Genomic DNA, 19,995 nt, shown 5'->3' with positions numbered 1-19,995 from the left:
TTACGGTATAGGTCTTATGAAACAAGAAACTGCACTCAAGCTGCTTAAAGCAGGCGAAAATGTGTTTTTAACAGGTTCGGCTGGTGCAGGTAAAACTTATACTTTAAATCAATACATCAATTATCTGAAAGCGCGCAAAGTGCCGGTGGCAATTACGGCTTCTACAGGGATTGCTGCAACCCATATGAATGGCATGACAATTCATACATGGGCTGGGATTGGGATTAAAGATGCGATTTCCGAAGATGAGTTAAAGCGCTTAAAAGAACGTAAATATTTAAAAGAGCATTTGGAAAATGCCCAAGTTTTAATCATCGATGAAATTTCGATGTTGCATGCCAAGCAATTAAACTTGGTGAATAAAGTTTTAAAATTTTTTAAAGACAGTGAAGATGCTTTTGGAGGGATTCAAGTCATTGTTGCAGGTGACTTCTTCCAGTTACCCCCTGTGGGACGCAAAGGTGAATTAAACCGTGACAAGTTTTGTTTTATGTCTGAGGCATGGGTAGAAGCGAAGTTTCGCGTGTGTTATTTGACCGAACAACATCGTCAGGGTAATGACTATCTCAATGATATTCTAAATGCGATTCGTGCTCAGCAAATTACTGGCGATCATTTGCATGCTTTAAGGCAGACAAGTTCACAAAATATAGGTGAAACCTTTACGCGCTTGTATACCCATAATATGGATGTAGATAGTATTAACTATAAACATCTAAATGAAATTGAGCAAGAATCTCGCCAGTTTGAAGCCCAATGTGATGGTAATGATAAACTGATCGAAACCTTAAAATCTTCAGTGCGTGCGCCGGAAACTTTGACCTTAAAGAAAAATGCCAAAGTGATGTTTGTAAAAAACAACTTTGACGTGGGCTATATCAATGGCAGCCTCGGTGAAGTGATAGGTTTTGAAGAAGATGATGAATATGGCATCTTGCCTAAAGTAAAACTCACTGATGGCACGACCTTGGTGGTAGAACCTGAAACATGGTCTGTCGATAATGATGATGGTAAAACCATTGCCAGTTTCCAACAAATTCCACTGCGTTTAGCCTGGGCGATTACCATTCACAAATCTCAAGGGATGACCCTTGCAGCGGCTGAAATTAACTTGACGCATACATTTGAAAAGGGTCAGGGGTATGTGGCATTGTCGCGTTTAAAAACATTAGATGGTTTGCGTTTACTTGGTTTTAATGAACAAGCCTTAGAACTCGACAGTTTGGCGATTAAAGCCGATCGACGCTTTCAGGAACTCTCTGATGAAGCGGAAACCAATTTTGCAGAGGCTGATTTAACCGTTCAACACAAAGCCTTTATTCGCCATTGTGGCGGAACACTGAATGAAGTGGAAATCGAGCGCAATGAAAAGAAAATTGCCAAAACTGGTGCGAAACAAAGCTTTGCCACAGCGACTTTAGATCAAACTCGTGAATTGTTTGAAGAAGGTTATGAAATTCAAGATATTGCAGTGGAGCGTGGTTTAACACCTGCTACGATTATTAACCATTTGGCTCGTCTGCAAAAAGAGCAAGGTTTAGATATATCGGTGGCACATCCGGGAGAAGACGTGGTTGAACAGGTGCGTAAAATCTATAAACGCTTGGCGAAGCGACAAGACCCAGCACATTATAATGATGACGGCACGGTTAAGCTGCGCCCAATTGTGGAGTTGACCAGTCCACGCATGGGTTATGACCAAGTTCGTTTGGCTTTATTATTTGTGGAATAACACATTCTTTGGATTACATACATTTAAAGCCAGATTGATCAATCTGGCTTTTTTAATAAGGGCATCGTGTTTATTTTCATCCTTTGCATCTGCTTAAAAACGATGAATTGGTGATTAAAGTTCCAAATAAAACTTTAAATGAATAAAACTTAATAAAATAATGATAAGGTGAGTATAATTCATTAATGCTTTGCGAAAACTATTCGATTGCAAAGTTGCTCCCAAGTTTAGTTGAGAACAATCATGTTGGAATTACGCCATCTCAAAACCTTATTGGCACTCAGAGAACACGGTTCTTTGGTCGCTGCATCTAATGATCTGTGTTTAACGCCTTCTGCACTTTCACACCAGTTGAAAGAGCTAGATCATTGGTATGGGGTAGAGGTGGTGAACCGACGCACACGTCCTGTTACTTTTTCGAATGTTGGGCAACGTTTACTACGCCTTGCTGATGACATTTTGCCGCAAGTTCAAATTGCGCAATCGGACATTACACGGATTGTGCATGGTCAAACCGGCCGAATTATTTTTTCTTCAGAATGTCATAGTTGCTTTGACTGGCTGATGCCGTTATTGAATGTCTACCGTCAGCAATACCCCGATGTAGATTTAGACTTTGCCTCTGGCTTTGAAGCCAATCCGCATGAACTATTACAAACGGGCGAGTTTGATCTTCTGATTACGGCAGACCCAATCAATTTAAAAGGTGTGGAATATTTCCCTATCTTTGAATATGAGTCTCGTTTGGTATTGTCCAATACACATCCATTGGTTCGTGCGACAAATGTGACTGTTCAAGAATTAGCAGAAGAAACGCTGATTACCTATCCGGTCGATAAACATCGTTTAGATATCATGGCAAAATTATTTTTACCGGCCAATATTCAGCCTAAACACGTTCGTACTACAGATTTGACCCAGATGCTGATTCAGTTGGTTGCAAGTGGTCGTGGTATTGCGGCATTACCAGATTGGGTGGTAAATGAATATGAACAAAAAGGTTGGGTGACCTCTCGACGTTTAGATTGTGTTTCACCTGAAGGTTTAAGACGGACATTGTACGCCGGTTATCGTACCGAAGAGGCTGAAAAAAGCTATTTTGAAGGCTTCCTAAAACAGTTGGCGAAATTCTCACAAAAGCGCAATCAATATTATTCCAACTAAGGAGGATCTATGACACAGAGTCTTTTTGTATACGGGACATGACGTCTAGGTCAGCCCAATGCTCACGTGATGGATCGCATTGGTGGCGAGTGGAAGAAAGGTGTGGTGTGGGGTGAATTAGAAGATAAAGGCTGGGGTGCGGCGATGGGCAGTCCGGGCATTCGTTTATCGAAGGCAGGTCAAACCATTGAAGGCTATGTTTTTATCTCTGAAAACTTAGCCGCACATTGGGCGGCTTTAGATGAATTTGAAGGTGCTGAATATCAACGTGTGGCTGTTGATGTGCAATTGGAAGGCGGAGAATGGATGCAGAGTGAAATTTACGCTTTGAAATAATATTGAGGGGAGAGTCGTAAAATACGTGGGTCATCCATACATTATGACTTTCCCCAACCTGCGAAATATGTATCGATGATTCTGCTTGCTCTGTTGTTTCCTTGAGTGCATTTTCTTTTAAAGCGTAGTATCTCAATGAGTTGTATCTAAAGTGCTTGAATGCACAGAAATCACTTTAAGATTGCTATACAAGTGGATGAATAATTTTTAGAATTGAGCTGTATCTCACACTGAACCCTGTTTGAGCTCAATCATGCCGAATACTATAGAACCATCACCAACTCAACTCATGTCTGTGATTCAAACTCAGACAGCTATTGCCAAATTGGGTTTAGATCTAAATGCAGTGATGACCGTAGTTGCAGAACAGGCGCAGCAGATTACACATGCAAAAGGTGCAGTTGTAGAGTTGGCTGAAGATGGTGATATGGTCTATCGTGCAGTGTCTGGCGGGGCGAGCCATTTACTGGGTCTAAGACTTCATATTGAAAATAGTTTATCGGGTCTATGTATAGCGCAAAAACAAACACTGTATTGCCAAGATTCGGAAACAGATGCACGGGTAGATCGCGTGGCATGTCGACGTGTCGGGTTGCGTTCGATGGCTGTGGTGCCATTGATTCACTGTGATGAAGGTGTTGGTGTTTTAAAGATTTACTCTGACCAAGTCGATGCCTTTCAGGAAGCCGACTTGCATATATTAAGTTTGATGTCTGAGTTGATCGCTGCGGCGATGTACCATGCGACACGTTTCGGTGCGACAGAGCTATATAAATTGGCGACGCAAGATAGCTTAACCGGCTTAGCTAATCGGGCTTTGTTTGTCGACTTTTTACGCCAAGGGATAGAAAAAGCACGTGCGCAGAAAAAAGTGTTGGGTATCTTGATGATTGATATGGATGGTCTGAAGCCGATTAATGATCAGTTTGGACATCGCATTGGGGATGCTGCACTGAAAGAAATCGCGCAGCGCATTTTGCGTGAAACGCGTCAAGATGACTTGGTTGCACGCTTGGGCGGTGATGAATTTGCTGTGATTTTAACCAATATTGCCAACTTAGAGCGTGCGCAAACGGCGATGAATCGAATCGCAGAAAGTTGCGGACTGCCATTTGCATTCGAGCAAATGAGCTTGAAAATTGGTGCCAGTATTGGCATGGCTTTATTTCCAGAGGATGCCGAATCCATCGATCAATTGGTCGAAATGGCTGATTTGAAAATGTACGCCAATAAGCGTGAACGGAAACAAGTAAATATTGAATAACTCACTGCTTAAATAATTCACTAATTGTTATGCAGGTGAATTCCTTCACTACCGCCAAATTATTAAAAGTATCAGAAAAAACATTTTTGATTGGAATACGTGTTGTCTCAAACAATTGCAGATGACATGACTAAGTAACGTTGTTTAATTTAAATCAAAGTGCGCTTAGCATGTGACGGTGCAAGATGATTAAATAATTGAAAAATCATCTAAGGTCATTTGTTTTTTGACTCAAAATAATATTTTGAATTGTTAAGCTGTGCACTATTGCATGGCGAAAAGAGCATGACAATTCAATGAAAGGGATGTCAAAAGATTTATTCATTATTGCGGCAGGTTTTATTGCTGCAATGCATATCGGGAAACTACCGCCCGCAATACCTGTATTACAACAGCAACTCGGCATTAGCTTTATTCAGTCTGGTTTATTGCTCTCACTAGTACAGGGTGCAGGAATGTGCTTTGCATTGTTGATTGGCAGTTATATCCAAAAAATTGGATTTAAGCTATGTATATTACTAGGCTTAAGTTTATTAACGATGGCAAGTGCATGGGGGAGTTTTGCACAAAGCTTTGATGCCTTGTTGCTTCTGCGTGTCATAGAAGGCTTTGGCTTCTTATTGGTGACACTCACAGGGCCTGCATTTATCCGTCAGCTTGTACCGCTACAGCACATCAGCGCAAAGATGGGACTGTGGAGTGCTTATATGGGCGGAGGTATGGGCATAGCCTTATTGGTTGCGCCATTTCTAATTGCTCAATATGGTTGGAGTGTGGTTTGGCTCAGTTTCGCTATGATTACTGCAGCATTACTACTCTGTATCGCTATGTTTATTCCTCAGCCTAATGTGGCGCTGAATACAACACCTATTATTGGTCTCATTAGAGATACCTTGAAACATCCTGCAGCATGGCTTTTGGCGCTCATTTTTGGGACATATGCAGGGCAGTGGTTTGCATTGGTGGGCTTCTTACCGATGATTTATGCCCAAAACCAAATTTCAGCAGAACTGGCGGGTGCTTTAACAGCCAGTGTTGCCGTTGCGAATGCTGTGGGCACATGGGGGTGTGGACTGCTATTACAGCGTGGTTTTCAAGCTAAAACTTTAGTCCAACTGGGTTTTGCTGTTTTGATCATTTGCTCCTTAGGGTTTTATCTCTCTAAAGATGCGTTACCTTTTTTACTGCAATATTTAACGGTGTTTAGTTTTTCGCTTTTTGGAGGCTTGGTTGCTGCGACGGTCTTTGCGCAATCACTGCATTTTGCACCTTATCCTGCGGCAATTAGTACGACGGTCGGCATGATTTTACAATGCTCTGCCATATCACAATTTGTTCTGCCACCTGTGATTGCCACCGTAGTTTCACAAACTGGAGCGTGGTTTTGGGTGGGGATCTTGATGTCAGCATTATCATTCGTTGGAATCATGCTTAGTCGACGTTTATTTCAAATGCAGCATGGCTCAAATTAAAATTTTGTTAAACCGCTATGTCAGCAACAGCCTTATTGTTTAATCCCAATCAGTAGCGACAAGATGCCTGCTGCAATGAGTGGGCCGACAGGTACACCACGCAGCATGGCAACACCTGCGACTGTCCCAATTAATAGTCCGGCAACCACATCTGGCTGATTTGACATCAGTTTGACACCACGTCCGCCTAGCCATGCGACAAAGATGCCAATGGCGATTGCGACGAGGGATTTCCAACTTAAAAAGGATTTTAAAATCGAATCACCAGGAATTTTTCCGCTAGCGATCGGCGTGAGTACCCCAATGGTTAAAATAATAATGCCAATGTTTAAGCCATATTGTTGCAGATAGGGGAAAAATTCACTTAAAGGCGTGATGCGGAAAACAATCAAGACACCTGCTGCTATGGTGATCGCTGTATTGTGGCTAAAGATGCCACAAGCCAATAACACCAATAACACGATCAGATTTAAATCCAACTGAGACATAGGATATTCGTGAGAAACTTCAATAAATAATCAATAGTGTAGCGCAGAAACATTAAAAACTGGCGTTCAAGATCATTTCCGCTATTTTTCCTGCAAGTTGGCTCGTTGTTCAGTATAAAATAGCAATATATGGTGTTTATTAGGTTGTTCTATGTTTTTGGAAAAAATGCTGCAATCACAAGGTTTTGGTTCGCGTAAATATTGCCAACAGTTGATTAAAAATGGTGCGGTCGAAATACACGGTGAGATTGTAGATAATCCAAAGCAAAAACTGGACTTGAATGATTTAACTTACAGTGTGCATGGACAGGACTATACCTATCGTGAGCATGTTTACATCGCGTTAAATAAACCCCAAGGTTATGAATGTTCACATCAGGCAACTCATCATTTCAGTGTTTTTGAATTATTTGATGATGTGCTGTTAAATCGTGGTCTGCAATGCGTCGGGCGACTGGATCAAGACACCACGGGACTGTTGCTGCTCACGGATGATGGTCAATATCTACAAGCGCTGACACACCCTAAAAAGCATGTTGCCAAAGTATATTCGATGCATACCGCAGATCCTGTGACACCTGAGCAAATACAACAATTGCAACAAGGCGTGGAGCTGCGAAACGAAAAAGGCATTTTCGCTGCAACCGATGTGCAGCTATTGGCTTCACAGCAATTACAAATGACTGTTCATCAAGGGGTATATCATCAAGTGAAGCGGATGTTGGCGGCTGTCGGCAATAAAGTTGAAACTTTACATCGTGCTCAAATAGGACAATTAAAGCTTGATGATCTCGCTGAGGGTGAATGGATCTATTTGAATGCAGCGCAAATTGAACAATCGAAATTCGCGAAAATATCACTGCATAGTAATGTGTACTGGGCTTTGATAGGTCATCATTTGAAGGATGGGTGTGCAGTATTAAAGCCCCTTAATATGTCTGCAATCTACTGATCGAAAGATGCGTTTCTAATATGCGTTGATGATGTTTTTAATGCCTAGCAGAGCATTAGCGAATAAAGTAATGATAGGTTTGAAATTCATCATCTTTAATGAAGCCCATCGATTCATAGAGTTGATGTGAGTGATAGTTATTTTTTTGAGTTTCGAGGCTGATTCGAAGCGCACCTTCATGTTGTGCAAAGAGAACTGCGGTATCGATCAATTGTTTGGCTGAACCCTGACGACGATATACAGGGCTGACATAGACATCATCTAAAATATAGTAGGTTGAACAAGCCACAGATGAAAAGCCCAAATACAGTAAGATAAACCCAGTAATCACTTCATCTTTTAGACAAATAAAAATTACGCTTTCATTATTTTCAAAACGTTGTCTTAGAAATTTATATGAGATATCAAGATTAGAAGAGGTGCCATAAAATTGGCGATATTCATCAAATAAAACAGCAAGTGGATGAAGGTCTGCTTCTGTTGCGCGTCGAACGATCATTTTTTTCTATACTCCATGCTATTTTTATCAGTCTTGCATGAAGCATATCGAAATTTCGAAATTGGTTGATTTATAAATTGTTTATAAATGCGACAGTGTTAAGTTTTGTCACCTTCACCCAAAATTGCATTGAGTTCTTCAAACAAGTCGAGATGATCATCATCTAATAATGGATCATTATTTAAAATTTCTAATTCAGCAGGGCTAATTTCAATGGTTGAAATGGCTTGGGCTTCTTGTTGTTTTAATTTGCGTAACTTAATCAATTGTTCAATATTGATATTTTGGTTTTCAATAGAGAAGGGGATCGATTTGGTTAAAACAACTTGTTTAAAGAATAGACGTACAGCCTGTGCAGGTGTAATGCCTAATTGTTTAAAAACGGCAAAGGCCTGTTTCTTTTCCTGTGAATCGAGACGGATTTGGTAGACTTCAGTTTTTCTCATATTCTTAGAAAGCTTTTAAATACTTAACTTTTCGCATTTATTCTAATCAAAACTGTTATAAATTCAAGAAAGTTTGGCAGTATTTTATCAATTTAATGTAATGACAATAGATTTACAGTGTCAATTCATAGGCAGAACTGAATTGAAAAGCCTGCTCTGTCACAGGATCGATAAACTCAAGCTGTTTCGCAAGTAGTTGTAAAGGTTGGCTGAAATCGTCATCTGCCTTATGTTGTACTACTGGATAAAAGGGGTCATTTTGAATTGGAATGCCCAAAGCATTTAAATGCACACGAAGTTGGTGTTGCTTGCCGGTATGGGGATTTAATTCATACTTTCCATGGTTTCCATGCTGCTGGAGGAGCTTAATGTATGTTTCACTATTAGGCTCACCATCTACCAGTTGCATGGTATAAAATGGCTGACCTTTTTCCATACGATAGCGAGTTGTGATTGGGAAATTTAAGTCATCTCGATAAGCTGCAATGGCATGATAGGTTTTTTGAACTTGCCGCTTGGCAAACATCTGTTGATATAGCCCACGGCTTTCGACACATTTGGAGAAGAGCACCACGCCGGCAGTTTCACGATCTAAACGATGAATCGGTGTTAGGTGTTCAAGCTGTGTTTGTTTTTTGAGTCGAACCAACAAGGTTTCTTGTACATACTGACCGGTCGGACTCATGGTGAGAAAATGCGGTTTATCGACCACGATGAAATGATCATTTTCAAATAAAATCTGATGCTCAAAGGGAACATGAATTTCATGCGCTAAGAATCGATAATAATAAACATGATGATTTGCTTCAAAAGGACTGTCTATCGTTAAAGCGTCACCATCTGCAGCATAGACTAGACCATCCTTAAATCGTTGTTGCCACTCTGCTGCTTGGATATGAGGAAATTGCTCACACAAATATGTATAAACGGTAGAGGCTTGTGTGTGTTGCCCGTCAAGGAAGACTTTGCTGGCACTGACACCATTGATCATCGGGGGAGTAAATTCAAAACTATGCATGAAGAAAGATCTAAAAACTGAGCAAATAAAGCAGAGAACACATCATGAAAAATGCTCAATCTATAGTGTGAACATATCCATTTTAGCCAGTGCGATGCTATCATATTTAATTCTTATGTACATGTTGTGAGTAATATGCAGTATTCATTCAGTCTGGAACTTAATAGTGAAGTCGATACCCAAAACTTAGCTACCGTACTGGCGACGCATTTTACGACGGGTGTAGCGTATTTAATTGGTGACTTGGGTGCAGGAAAGACCACGTTAACACGTTATTTTTTACAACACTTGGGTCATCAAGGTGCGGTAAAAAGTCCAACCTATACATTGGTTGAACCTTACAATATTCAAGGACAAGATATTTTTCATTTTGATTTATATCGTCTGAATGACCCTTATGAGCTTGAGCTTATGGGTATCCGTGATTATTTAGAAACGCCGAACGCCCTATTTTTATTTGAATGGCCATCTAAAGGGGGCGACGAAATCCCTGAGGCTGATTTAATTATTAATATTGAAAAGTCTGCGGATGAAAGCACCCGTACAGCGACTTTAAGCTCTTCTTCAGAAACTTTGCAAAACGCTTTGGAGCAAAAATTTAACCATGCTGAATGAAATCAGTGCCCGCCGCATTCGAACGCTTGATCCTGCCTTAGCCAACCAAATTGCCGCAGGGGAAGTGATTGAACGTCCTGCTTCTGTGGTCAAAGAATTACTGGAAAATTCCATTGATGCAGGGGCGACTGAGCTGATTGTTCGTATTGAACAAGGCGGCAGTACACTGATTGAAATAATAGACAATGGTCGGGGCATCCACCCTGAAGATCTACCTTTGGCGGTCATGCGCCATGCCACCAGTAAAATCCAAACTGCTGAAGATTTGCATGCCATTGTAAGTCTAGGTTTTCGTGGGGAAGCCTTGGCTTCGATCGCTGCGGTGTCTCGTTTGACTTTGACCAGTAGCCAAAATGATGACGGTGTAGGCTATCAGGTCGAAGTAAATGGCACTGCATTTGATTCACAAGAAATTCAGCCTGTGGCAGCGACGCAAGGCACCACCATTCGTGTGCAAGATTTATTTTTTAATGTGCCTGCACGGCGTAAGTTTCTCAAAAAACCGGGGACTGAGTTTGGACATATCGAAGAAATTGTCCGTCGTTTGGCACTGACCCATTTTGATATACGTTTTGTCCTTGAGCATAACAATAGTATTAAGCTGAACTTGCCTATTGCAGACAGTGGCGCGCTGCGTTTTCAGCGGGTACAACAATTATTAGGCCGTCAATTTACTGAAAATGCGTACTGGATAGATGCTGATAGCGTCAATATGCGTCTCAGTGGTTGGTTAGGCCATCCTTCAGATGCACGTGCGCAGGCCGATATGCAATACGTCTATGTGAATGGACGTATCGTAAAAGACAAGACAGTTTCACATGCACTTCGGATGGCTTATGACGGTATTTTGCATGGACATCAACATGCCGCTTATTTGTTATTTATGGAAGTTGATCCTGAAAATATCGATGTGAATGTGCATCCGACCAAGCATGAAATTCGGTTTCTAAATCAACGTGAAGTACATGAGTTTGTTCGTCATTTTGCCAAATCGACATTAGCGCAATTTCAAACCGCGACCGCCGAATTGTCAGCTGCAATGAAACTTGATGGGCAGGCACACGAAAATATTATTCCGCAGCCGCGTCATCAGGAACAATTTTCATTACATCAACCTCAGCCAGTTGCAGAGCAAGGCACAAATTTTGTCAGTCCAGAGATCGCAGGTGGACTTACTGACTTTAGTTCGCCAGCAACGGTGCAATATGCGTCAAATCATGCGCCAACAGGTCAGGAAGCTTATACACAGCAATATTCAAATGCGTCGAACAATAGCACTGGATATCAGTCAAATATAGCGGGTTCCAGACAGCTCAATAATGCATTGCAAAGTTATTTAGCGCCTTTACGTCAAACTGAGTCGTTAAATGATCCTGATACCGCTTTAGCTGAACATATTCAGCAGAAAGTTGATGAGCATCCTTTGGGGATTGCCATTGCGCAATTGCATGGTATTTATATTTTGGCCCAAAACACCGAAGGTTTAATCATTGTTGATATGCATGCGGCACATGAACGCATTGTTTTGCAACAGATGAAAACAGCTTGGGATAAACCTGAGTTTTGGACATCACAGCAGTTGCTGATTCCTAAAGTCGTCAGTATCAGTCGGATGCAAGCGATGCGCGTCGATGAGCTCAAAGAACAATTGGCACGCCTAGGTTTAGAAATAGACCAATATGGCGATGAGCAAGTCATTGTCCGAGGTGTTCCTGCCATTTTGCATAAAGCAGACTTTGATGCGCTGATTCCAGATTTATTAAATGATTTAGACCCAAGTGATCAGGTTGCAGGGTTACTACAAAAGCGTGATCAAATATTGGCAGGCATGGCTTGTCATGGCGCTGTACGCGCACACCGTATTTTAAGTCTATCTGAAATGAATGCATTACTGCGTCAGATGGAACAAACTGAATTTGCCAGCCAATGTAACCATGGGCGTCCGACGTGGCGTGCGTTTCCATTGGCACAGCTAGATAAACTTTTTGCTCGGGGAGAGTAGTTTTACATGTCAAATCAATTGCCGGTCATCAACTTAATGGGACCAACTGCAAGCGGTAAAACCGCCTTGGCATGTGAGTTATACGAGCAAGGTGGATTCGAATTAATTTCAGTCGATTCTGCTTTGGTTTTTCAGGATATGGATATTGGTACGGCCAAGCCAAGTAAAGCTGAGTTGGAGAAATATCCACATCATTTGATTGATATTATCAGTCCGGTGGAAGTGTATTCGGCAGCGAACTTTGTGGAAGATGCGTGTGTGCTGATTGATGATATGCATGCACGGGGTAAAACACCGATTTTAGTTGGTGGTACAATGTTGTATTACAAGGCTTTATTGGAAGGGTTGTCTTCAAATTTACCAAGTGCAGACTATGCTGTACGTGCTGAAATTGAAGCCAAAGCTGAGTCGCAAGGTTGGGATGCTGTATATGCAGAACTGTGCAATGTAGACCCATTGGCAGGTGAAAAATTTAAACCGAGTGATAAGCAACGAATTATCCGTGCGCTCGAAGTTTTTAAGTTAACAGGTAAACCCATTACGCAGTTACAAGCTGAGCAACCTAAAAACGTACCATACCGTTACAATTTTCATAATTACGCATTATTGCCCGACCGATTAGAATTACATGAGCGTATAGCTCAACGTCTAAAAATAATGTGGGAAATTGGATTTTTGAATGAAGTGAAAGTTCTCATTGAAAAATACGATTTAGATGAAAATTTACCCTCTATGCGTTCAGTTGGATATCGTCAAGCTTTAGATTTTTTGAAAAATAGTGATCAAAGTAGCGAAAAACAGCGTGAAATGGAGGATAAGGCACTTTTTGCAACACGACAACTTGCAAAACGTCAATATACTTGGTTAAGATCTTTGCAAGAAACGCATAAATTTACTACATATTTAACTGCGCAGCAGGCTCAAGAAGACTTGCGAAAGTGCTACGGATAAAGCAAAATTTACAGACTACCTTTTTGATAATTTTTAATTGAAAAGTAAAGGTAGCTTTTGCGCTGATTTTTATTATTTTTTGGAGTTATAACATGTCTAAAGGTCAAACTTTACAAGATCCGTTCTTAAATTCTCTCCGTAAAGAACGTATTCCTGTGTCGATCTTCCTTGTCAACGGTATTAAATTACAAGGTCATATTGAATCTTTCGACCAATACGTTGTTTTATTAAAAAATACTGTAAGCCAAATGGTTTACAAACATGCTATTTCAACTGTTGTTCCAGCACGTAACCCACGTCCTGCTGGTGCTCCTGCTGGTGCTCAAGGCGCTGCCGGCTTCGGTGGTCAACAAGGCGGCTTCGGCGGTCAACAAGGTGGCTTCGGTGGCCAAGGTGGCTTTGGTGGTCAGGGTGGCTTCGGTGGCCAAGGTGGCTTCGGTGGTCAAGGTGGTTTTGGCTCTCAAGGTGGCTTTGGTGGTCAAGGTGGCTTTGGCGGTCAAAGTGGCTTCGGCGGTCAAAATGCTGGTTTTGATGGCGAAACTAAATTTGAAGATGCTCAAGACGACGAAAACAACAATCGTTAATTGAGTTAAAAAAACTCCCAAATGGGAGGTTTTTTTTGCCTATAAAAGAGTAGATTATTTTCATAACGGGTATGTAATAATTACTAAAGTGCTGAATGATGATAAGAATCGACATAAAAAAACCAGCCGAAGCTGGTTTTTGTTTATTCACTTATTTCTTTTTACGATCTAGAGTAGGATCTTTAATTTCAACATAGGCATTGTTGCGAATTTCACGTAACCAGCTGTCCAGTTCGGTGTCAAATTGACGCTCACCTAAAATCTGACGGGCCATACGTTCTTGTACTTCATGTGTCATATCTTGTTGACGTGTATCGGTCACTTGAAGGATGTGCCAACCAAACTGTGACTGAAAAGGCTTGCTGATTTCACCTTTCGCTGTTGATTTCATCATTGCTTCAAATTCTGGAACCATAACACCTGGGCTAACCCAACCTAAACTACCACCATTGGCAGCAGAACCAGTGTCATTCGAGAACGTTGAAGCCAAGACTGCAAAATCTTCACCCTTTTGCAGGCGATTATACAAGTTGTCGATCATTTGCTTGGCATTTTCAGGACTCACGACCTCAGATGGTTGAATCAGGATATGGCGAGTTTGGTATTGAGGAACAATGGCTTTTTGTTCGCCACTTTTACGGTCGACCAATTTTAAAACATGAACGCCATCACGCACTGAAATTAGTTCAGTGGTTTGACCAACTTGCAAAGGTGCTACACGTGCAGCAAGTTCATCTGGAATATCAGATAAGTTGCGGAAGCCCATATCGGCACCGTCAACTTTAATGTCTTTGGTACTGTATTTGCTAGTAATCGCTTTTACATCGTTGCTTGCTGCAAGTTCTTTACGAATGTCTTCCGCGATTTTAACGGCATTATCACTGCTAGCTACACGCACATGTAAGACATGAACTTGATTACCTAACGCAGCTTGACCTTGTGGTGAGCTTAAGAAGTTTTTCACATCTTGGTCACTGATTTGAATGCGAGAAGTGACCAACTGTTGGCGTAGGCGTTGTAACGCGATGTCTTCAGCGATACGTGCACGTAAACCTGCATAGGTATTTGGTGCAACAGCATCTAATTTTTGCTGAAACGCTTCTAAGCTTGGGGAGCCTGCGTCTTTTGCAACTTTAAGTACGGCTTCATTGAGCGATTTTTCATCCGCTTTGACATTGTATCGTTTAACTTGTTCAAGCTGTGCTTGGCGCGAAATCAGCTGTTCTAAAGCTTGTTGCTGCAAATATTCAGTCGGTGGGACGGTTTGTTTTTTTGCTTGAAATTGGTGAGTGATCTCGGCAATGCTTTGATCAAGATCACTACGTAGAATCACGCTATTGTCAACGACAGCTACAATTTCATCTTTAGGTTGCGCAGCAGCAAATACAGATACAGAAGTCGATAGGCAAAGTGCCAAGGCTGACGCTTTAAAAATTTGTTTTAACTGTTTTGTCTTCATTAACGTTCTGTCCAAGATTGATTAATATTGTTAAAACCCAACACTCGGTTTTCAAGCAAAGAGGTTAATTTATTGTTGAAGCCACCTAAACCTTTTAGAGTGAACTCCGCCATAATGGCACGTTTTGGTTTAACATCTGAAGATGTTACATCATCTAAATCGTTATAGTACGAACGACCATAAACTGAAACACCCCAGCAGCATGACTCGTAGTTCACACCCAGTAAATATTCACGCGCAATACTGTTGTCGAGGTCATATTGTGCATGACCAATAATACGCCAGTTATTGTGTATAGGTTGAATAAACGATGCTACTGCTTGGTCATAGCTGTCTTGGCGGTTAGGAATGTCTTTACGATAGAAATAACCGACATTGTATAAATTGCCTTTATTTCCTGTGTAATACATTTGAATATCGCGCTGAGCATTATCACCATTCGCCATCCATGCTGAATTGGCATTCACACTGATGCTGTCAGATAGTTGGCTAGAAATGCTCACGACAGGGCCGGTATGGCGTTCGGTATCAAATTTATCAGAGACGTTGTTCAGTGTGACACGACGGTCTTCAAAATAGAAACTTTGACCAACGCTGGCTTTTAAACGCTCAAGACCAACATCATCAAATAAACTATAGCTCAAGCCTAGAGATGCGAAGTTGTTGTCTTCTAAACGGTCATTACCATAGAAGCGACGCGGACTAAATAACTGGTCATAATTAATTGACGCTGTGGTTGAGTCAAAGTTCGGATTAGTGTCTTGGTTTTTGTATGGAGAATACGCATAGAAGAAGCGTGGTGTTAGGGTTTGTAGATAACGACCTTCGCGCTCCATCACAAGACCCGCATCTAAAGTAAATTGCGGTACAACGACCGATTTACTTTCATTTGATGAACTAATGTTTTGAGCATTAACGGTATCTTGATCGTAAATCGTGTTGATGTTACGAATCGTGGCTTCAGGAATCACAAATGACCAAGGAGTACGATGGTTATAACGTACACTAAAGTCGTTATAAATACGTGCGCCGCTTGGCTCATACATTGGCGAATCGCCAGTATTGCTTGGAATATTATTACTACGTAAGTTCTTTTTGAAGTAAGCCGTATCGTTGTTAAATTCGTACTGTAAGCCGAGCGGATTACCAGTCTTGTAGTTCAGTAGGAATTGCGGCAAGCGCGCATATGGACGGTCTTCATCACTGACAGTTTTATCCAGTGTTTGGAAGTCTTCCACTTTAAGCTGTGCTTTTAGGCCAGGGATACCATTTTTATAATTGAGTTCCCATGCACGGCGTAAGTTCAGGTCAGTTTTTGAGTTTGGATTATTATTGAGATCTGAGAAATAGTCTTTATCAGATGCATAATTGTATTCTAAGTTGGTTGTAAATTGATCGTTAATTTTCCAGTTATGGAGGAAATGTAAGTCTTTACGATCTTGATCGCCATACTTTTGGTCGAATGGTAAATAACCACCCCACACCATCCCTGAACCAAAGTTTTTGGTCAAATAGCGGAATTCACCTTCCATCATTGCGCCACGGTCTGCAATATAACGTGGTGTTACTGTAGCATCATAGTTTGGCGCAAGGTTTAAATAAACTGGAACTGCAAGTTCAACACCACCATCATTGGTAAAACCAAAGCTTGGGGTCAAAATACCTGTGGTACGACGGTCATCAATCGGGAAGTTGAAATAGGGCACAGCCATCACAGGAACATCTTTTACATAAAGTGTTGTTCCTTTGGTTTCACCACGACCAGTTTCTTGATTCAGCTTAATTTTGTCTGCTTGAATTTTCCACGTTGGTTTTTCATCAGGTGGACAGGTGGTATAAACAGCGTTTTCTAATTCGAGTGTTTCGGTTGAAGTGCGTGAAATTTTCTCAGCGCGACCGTGTGCATGCTGCTGTTCAGCAATAAAGAAACTGTTATTTAAATCACCCTGTTGGGTTTTTAAATTGTAATCAATCGAATCACTTTGCGAAATCAGCCCAGACTGTGCCATTTGCACGCGGCCAGAAGCATTGGCATAGGTTTGGGTTTTATCAATTTTGATTTGATCGGCACGAATTTGACGACCTTCTTGGTCAATCAGAACATTACCTTCAAGAATGGAATCGCCATTCGGGTCAAAATGACCATAGTCTGCGGTAATGGTAGAGGTTGCGTCTTCAGGTGCGACCGCTTTTGTTGTTGGAGCAACTGGGGTAATCCAAGTGCCTGTACAAAACGCAGAACTTAATTGATTGGTGTTGCGAATCTGTGCTTCAGGTGCAGATTTATCGACATAATATTGTTCGAAGAACTGCTGCCCCGGATAAGCTTCTGAAATGCTTTGTTTGAGTTGTTCTGTATCGTCATCCGTGGACGGGTTTGAAACAGGTGCTGCATAGCTTGGTAACGAGCTACCACATAGAAGGGTTAAGATCGCAGTCGCTAAAGGATTAAATTTAAACTGATGCTTCATTTGTCTCATTAACCAGGTATGCTTAATCGCAATTAATTATTGTCGCATCATAGAGAAAAAGTTGATAAGTAGCTACACTTAGCACTTTAAAAACTCAGCCTGTATTAGAATTTATCGCAAATGAATACACAACGTGAACAATTGATACAAACATGGATTTCATCTGTACTCGGTTCAGATCAATTTGAAATTAACTTCTTAGCAGGCGATGCAAGCTTCCGTCGTTATGCACGAATCAAATTGAATAATAAAACATTTATGCTCATGGATGCACCACCAGAAAAAGAAGATTGTGGTCCTTTTGTGTCGATTGATGAATTTTTTGATGCACATGGCGTGCGTGTACCACATATCGTGGCCAAAGACCTCGATCAAGGCTTCTTATTGTTAGAAGATTTTGGTGATGTTTTATTGTCTACGTTGTTGAATGATCAAACCGTAGACGCACATTATGCTCAAAGTTTTAAACAGTTGATTCAATTGCAGTCAATTGATGGAACTGCTCATTTTCCTGCATATGCCTATGAAAAGCTGATTTCTGAAATGGAGCTGTTAACCGATTGGTTATTGCCATCTCTACAAGTGCAGCCTACTGAAGAAGAATCGGCACTGATTAAACGAACCTTTGCTATCTTAGCCAATGCTGCATTGGCTCAGCCTCAAGTGATTGTGCATCGTGATTTTCATAGCCGTAATTTGATGGTGCTTGATGGTGAGCAAGATCAGGGCGTGATTGATTTCCAAGATGCAGTGATTGGTGCGGATACTTATGATTTGATCTCAATCACACGTGATGCTTATGTGCAGTGGAATGCAGATCGTGTTTATGCATGGTTTAAGACGTTCTATGATTTGTTGCCTGCATCGGCTAAAGATGGTCGTAGCTTTGAGCAATTCAAACAAGACGCCGACCTGATGGCGATTCAACGTCATATCAAAATTTTAGGTATTTTTGTGCGCTTATTTGAGCGTGATGGTAAGTCGGGTTATCTCAAAGATTTGCCGCGTGTGATGTGGTATTTACTTGAAGAAAGTAAACCATATGCAGAATTACAACCTTTTATGCAATTTATTCGCGCTAAAGTATTGCCGAAATTTGAAGCCAAATACGGCACTTATGAGGTTGTTGCATAATGAAAGCCATGATTTTAGCGGCGGGTCTCGGAAATCGGATGCGCCCTTTAACATTGTATAAGCCAAAGCCTTTGCTTGAAGTGGGTGGAAAACCACTGATTGTTTGGCATATAGAAAAGCTAAAAAAAATTGGCGTAACTGAAATCATCATCAATTCTGCATGGCTTGCAGATATCCTGATTGGCACTTTGGGTGATGGTTCGCAGTTTGGTGTGAATATTCGCTGGACACGTGAAGCGGAAGGTCTGGAAACAGCCGGTGGCATTATTAATGCTTTACCTTTGCTTGGGACAGAACCGTTTATTTTAGTCAATGGTGACGTTTGGACGACCTACGATTTTTCAGCCTTGCTCAATATTGAGCTAAAAGATGACTTGGCACACTTGGTCTATGTGACTAATCCAGCGCAACATCCAAAGGGTGATTTTATCTTGGATGCTGGGCGTAGTTATACCTTTGAGCAAGAACATGCAGGCGAGGCACTCACCTATAGCGGAATCGCAGTTATACATCCTAACATGTTTAATGGATTGGAAGCTGGCAAGCGTCCGCTCGCACCTTTATTGAAACAAGCTATGTTGGATGGAAAAATTTCTGCAGAGAAAATGCAAACTGCGTGGGTTGATGTTGGCACACCTGAGCGTTTAAGTGATCTAGATCTACAGATTCGCCAAGGCATGTACGATTAAGTGCATATTCGCTAAGCGTTAGCTACTGTTCCACGGCTTAGAAATCGGTATACTTCAGTTAATTTTTATTGAGATGTCTTCTTTATGCATCCTTTTTTTCAAGACTTAAAGCAAGGTAGTCAAAAGCTTGGCTTAGATTTGAGTGAAGAAGCATTAAATCTATTGCTGAAATACCAAGATGCCCTAGTGCTGTGGAACAAAGCGTATAACTTGACTGCTATTCGTGATCCTAAAGAAATGTTGGTTAAGCATTTATTGGATAGCTTAAGTATCCTAAATGATTTGCCTGCAGGTCGGTTATTGGATATCGGTACGGGTGGTGGCATGCCGGGGATGATCATTGCACTGTGTCAGCCTGAACGTGAATGTGTGCTTTTAGATGCCAACGGTAAAAAAATTCGATTCTTAAAACAATTTATTGCTGACTTAAAACTAAAAAATGTCATTGCGGTACAAACACGTGTCGAAAATGAAGACAGCATTAATGAACTGGGGCAGTTTGATGTGATCACCAGTCGTGCTTTGCATCGTTAACGGATTTTGTGGATGCGTCTAAACCGTATATGCATGCGCAAAGTATTATCGCGTCGATGAAAGGCTTAATTCCTGAAGAAGAAGTTGAAACACTAAAAAGTGATTTCAAGATTGATATCGTTGCATTAAAAGTTCCACGACTTGATGAGCAGCGTCATTTAATTTTTCTTAAACGTATTTAAAAT

At 41.2% G+C, this 19,995-nt stretch carries 17 protein-coding genes and 2 pseudogenes; 13 read left to right on the top strand and 6 right to left on the bottom strand.

Annotation, left to right across the window (positions count from 1 at the left end; all coding sequences use genetic code 11):
* Window positions 1-16: 16 nt before the first annotated feature.
* The 5 genes from AVJ20_RS09850 (at window position 17) to AVJ20_RS09830 (ending at window position 5,968) form a co-directional block, all read left to right on the top strand.
* The gene (locus tag AVJ20_RS09850) at window positions 17-1,732 is read left to right on the top strand and encodes an AAA family ATPase (protein WP_111885078.1); all 1,716 of its coding nucleotides are present in this window, start codon (window positions 17-19) and stop codon (window positions 1,730-1,732) included.
* A 243-nt stretch (window positions 1,733-1,975) separates the two neighbouring features.
* Window positions 1,976-2,896, top strand: a complete 921-nt coding sequence (locus tag AVJ20_RS09845; RefSeq protein ID WP_078189020.1) for a LysR family transcriptional regulator — start codon at window positions 1,976-1,978, stop codon at window positions 2,894-2,896.
* Window positions 2,897-2,965: 69 nt separating this feature from the next.
* Window positions 2,966-3,232: a gamma-glutamylcyclotransferase family protein gene (locus tag AVJ20_RS09840; protein WP_228157194.1), complete on the top strand. Its 267-nt coding sequence runs from the start codon at window positions 2,966-2,968 to the stop codon at window positions 3,230-3,232.
* Window positions 3,233-3,485: 253 nt separating this feature from the next.
* On the top strand, window positions 3,486-4,496 hold the full coding sequence (locus tag AVJ20_RS09835; RefSeq protein WP_111885077.1) for a sensor domain-containing diguanylate cyclase: 1,011 nt from the start codon (window positions 3,486-3,488) through the stop codon (window positions 4,494-4,496).
* Window positions 4,497-4,801: 305 nt separating this feature from the next.
* On the top strand, window positions 4,802-5,968 hold the full coding sequence (locus AVJ20_RS09830) for a CynX/NimT family MFS transporter (protein ID WP_228157193.1): 1,167 nt from the start codon (window positions 4,802-4,804) through the stop codon (window positions 5,966-5,968).
* Between the two features lie 32 nt (window positions 5,969-6,000).
* On the opposite strand, the gene AVJ20_RS09825 is transcribed toward AVJ20_RS09830, so the two are convergent.
* Window positions 6,001-6,456: a DUF441 domain-containing protein gene (locus AVJ20_RS09825; protein WP_111885075.1), complete on the bottom strand. Its 456-nt coding sequence runs from the start codon at window positions 6,454-6,456 to the stop codon at window positions 6,001-6,003.
* A 151-nt stretch (window positions 6,457-6,607) separates the two neighbouring features.
* On the opposite strand from AVJ20_RS09825, the pseudogene AVJ20_RS09820 reads away from it, so the two are divergent.
* Window positions 6,608-7,303 (top strand): annotated as a pseudogene (locus AVJ20_RS09820) (pseudouridine synthase); the annotation flags it as partial.
* 160 nt (window positions 7,304-7,463) lie between these two features.
* Here the strand turns inward: AVJ20_RS09820 and AVJ20_RS09815 are convergent.
* The 3 genes from AVJ20_RS09815 to AVJ20_RS09805 all read right to left on the bottom strand — a co-directional run bounded on the left by AVJ20_RS09815 (window position 7,464) and on the right by AVJ20_RS09805 (window position 9,371).
* Complete coding sequence (locus AVJ20_RS09815) at window positions 7,464-7,907, bottom strand: GNAT family N-acetyltransferase (protein ID WP_078193684.1); 444 nt, start codon at window positions 7,905-7,907, stop codon at window positions 7,464-7,466.
* A 98-nt stretch (window positions 7,908-8,005) separates the two neighbouring features.
* Window positions 8,006-8,353 (bottom strand): type II toxin-antitoxin system RelB/DinJ family antitoxin, encoded by a 348-nt coding sequence (locus tag AVJ20_RS09810; protein WP_078193683.1) that lies wholly within the window; start codon window positions 8,351-8,353, stop codon window positions 8,006-8,008.
* A 112-nt stretch (window positions 8,354-8,465) separates the two neighbouring features.
* On the bottom strand, window positions 8,466-9,371 hold the full coding sequence (locus tag AVJ20_RS09805; protein WP_111885073.1) for a pseudouridine synthase: 906 nt from the start codon (window positions 9,369-9,371) through the stop codon (window positions 8,466-8,468).
* 135 nt (window positions 9,372-9,506) lie between these two features.
* On the opposite strand from AVJ20_RS09805, the gene tsaE reads away from it, so the two are divergent.
* The 4 genes from tsaE (at window position 9,507) to hfq (ending at window position 13,523) form a co-directional block, all read left to right on the top strand.
* Window positions 9,507-9,986 carry a tRNA (adenosine(37)-N6)-threonylcarbamoyltransferase complex ATPase subunit type 1 TsaE gene (gene tsaE, locus AVJ20_RS09800; RefSeq protein WP_111885072.1) on the top strand — a complete coding sequence of 160 codons (480 nt, stop codon included), beginning with the start codon at window positions 9,507-9,509 and terminating at the stop codon, window positions 9,984-9,986.
* Window positions 9,976-11,988, top strand: a complete 2,013-nt coding sequence (gene mutL, locus AVJ20_RS09795) for a DNA mismatch repair endonuclease MutL (RefSeq protein WP_111885071.1) — start codon at window positions 9,976-9,978, stop codon at window positions 11,986-11,988. The genes tsaE and mutL overlap by 11 nt, the downstream gene beginning before the upstream one ends.
* Before the next feature lie 6 nt (window positions 11,989-11,994).
* A complete protein-coding gene (miaA, locus tag AVJ20_RS09790) occupies window positions 11,995-12,939 on the top strand; it encodes a tRNA (adenosine(37)-N6)-dimethylallyltransferase MiaA (protein ID WP_111885070.1) in 945 nt (314 codons plus the stop codon).
* A gap of 92 nt (window positions 12,940-13,031) precedes the next feature.
* Window positions 13,032-13,523 carry an RNA chaperone Hfq gene (hfq, locus tag AVJ20_RS09785; RefSeq protein WP_111885069.1) on the top strand — a complete coding sequence of 164 codons (492 nt, stop codon included), beginning with the start codon at window positions 13,032-13,034 and terminating at the stop codon, window positions 13,521-13,523.
* 151 nt (window positions 13,524-13,674) lie between these two features.
* Here hfq and AVJ20_RS09780 read toward each other — a convergent pair whose 3' ends face one another.
* Together AVJ20_RS09780 and AVJ20_RS09775 are read right to left on the bottom strand one after the other, a co-directional pair.
* Window positions 13,675-14,982, bottom strand: a complete 1,308-nt coding sequence (locus AVJ20_RS09780; RefSeq protein ID WP_078193677.1) for a peptidylprolyl isomerase — start codon at window positions 14,980-14,982, stop codon at window positions 13,675-13,677.
* Window positions 14,982-17,453 carry an LPS-assembly protein LptD gene (locus AVJ20_RS09775; RefSeq protein WP_111885091.1) on the bottom strand — a complete coding sequence of 824 codons (2,472 nt, stop codon included), beginning with the start codon at window positions 17,451-17,453 and terminating at the stop codon, window positions 14,982-14,984. Before AVJ20_RS09775 ends, AVJ20_RS09780 begins: the two co-directional genes overlap by 1 nt.
* A gap of 120 nt (window positions 17,454-17,573) precedes the next feature.
* On the opposite strand from AVJ20_RS09775, the gene AVJ20_RS09770 reads away from it, so the two are divergent.
* The 3 genes and pseudogenes from AVJ20_RS09770 (at window position 17,574) to rsmG (ending at window position 19,992) form a co-directional block, all read left to right on the top strand.
* On the top strand, window positions 17,574-18,587 hold the full coding sequence (locus tag AVJ20_RS09770) for an aminoglycoside phosphotransferase family protein (RefSeq protein WP_111885068.1): 1,014 nt from the start codon (window positions 17,574-17,576) through the stop codon (window positions 18,585-18,587).
* Complete coding sequence (gene murU / locus AVJ20_RS09765) at window positions 18,587-19,276, top strand: N-acetylmuramate alpha-1-phosphate uridylyltransferase MurU (protein WP_111885067.1); 690 nt, start codon at window positions 18,587-18,589, stop codon at window positions 19,274-19,276. The genes AVJ20_RS09770 and murU overlap by 1 nt, the downstream gene beginning before the upstream one ends.
* 84 nt (window positions 19,277-19,360) lie before the next feature.
* A pseudogene (gene rsmG / locus AVJ20_RS09760) lies at window positions 19,361-19,992 on the top strand (16S rRNA (guanine(527)-N(7))-methyltransferase RsmG).
* Window positions 19,993-19,995 lie beyond the last annotated feature (3 nt).

Origin of the sequence: Acinetobacter sp. CFCC 11171 (assembly GCF_003268405.1) — a bacterium.
Classification (GTDB): Bacteria; Pseudomonadota; Gammaproteobacteria; order Pseudomonadales; family Moraxellaceae; genus Acinetobacter; species Acinetobacter amyesii.
This window is presented reverse-complemented; position numbering and strand designations above follow the sequence as displayed.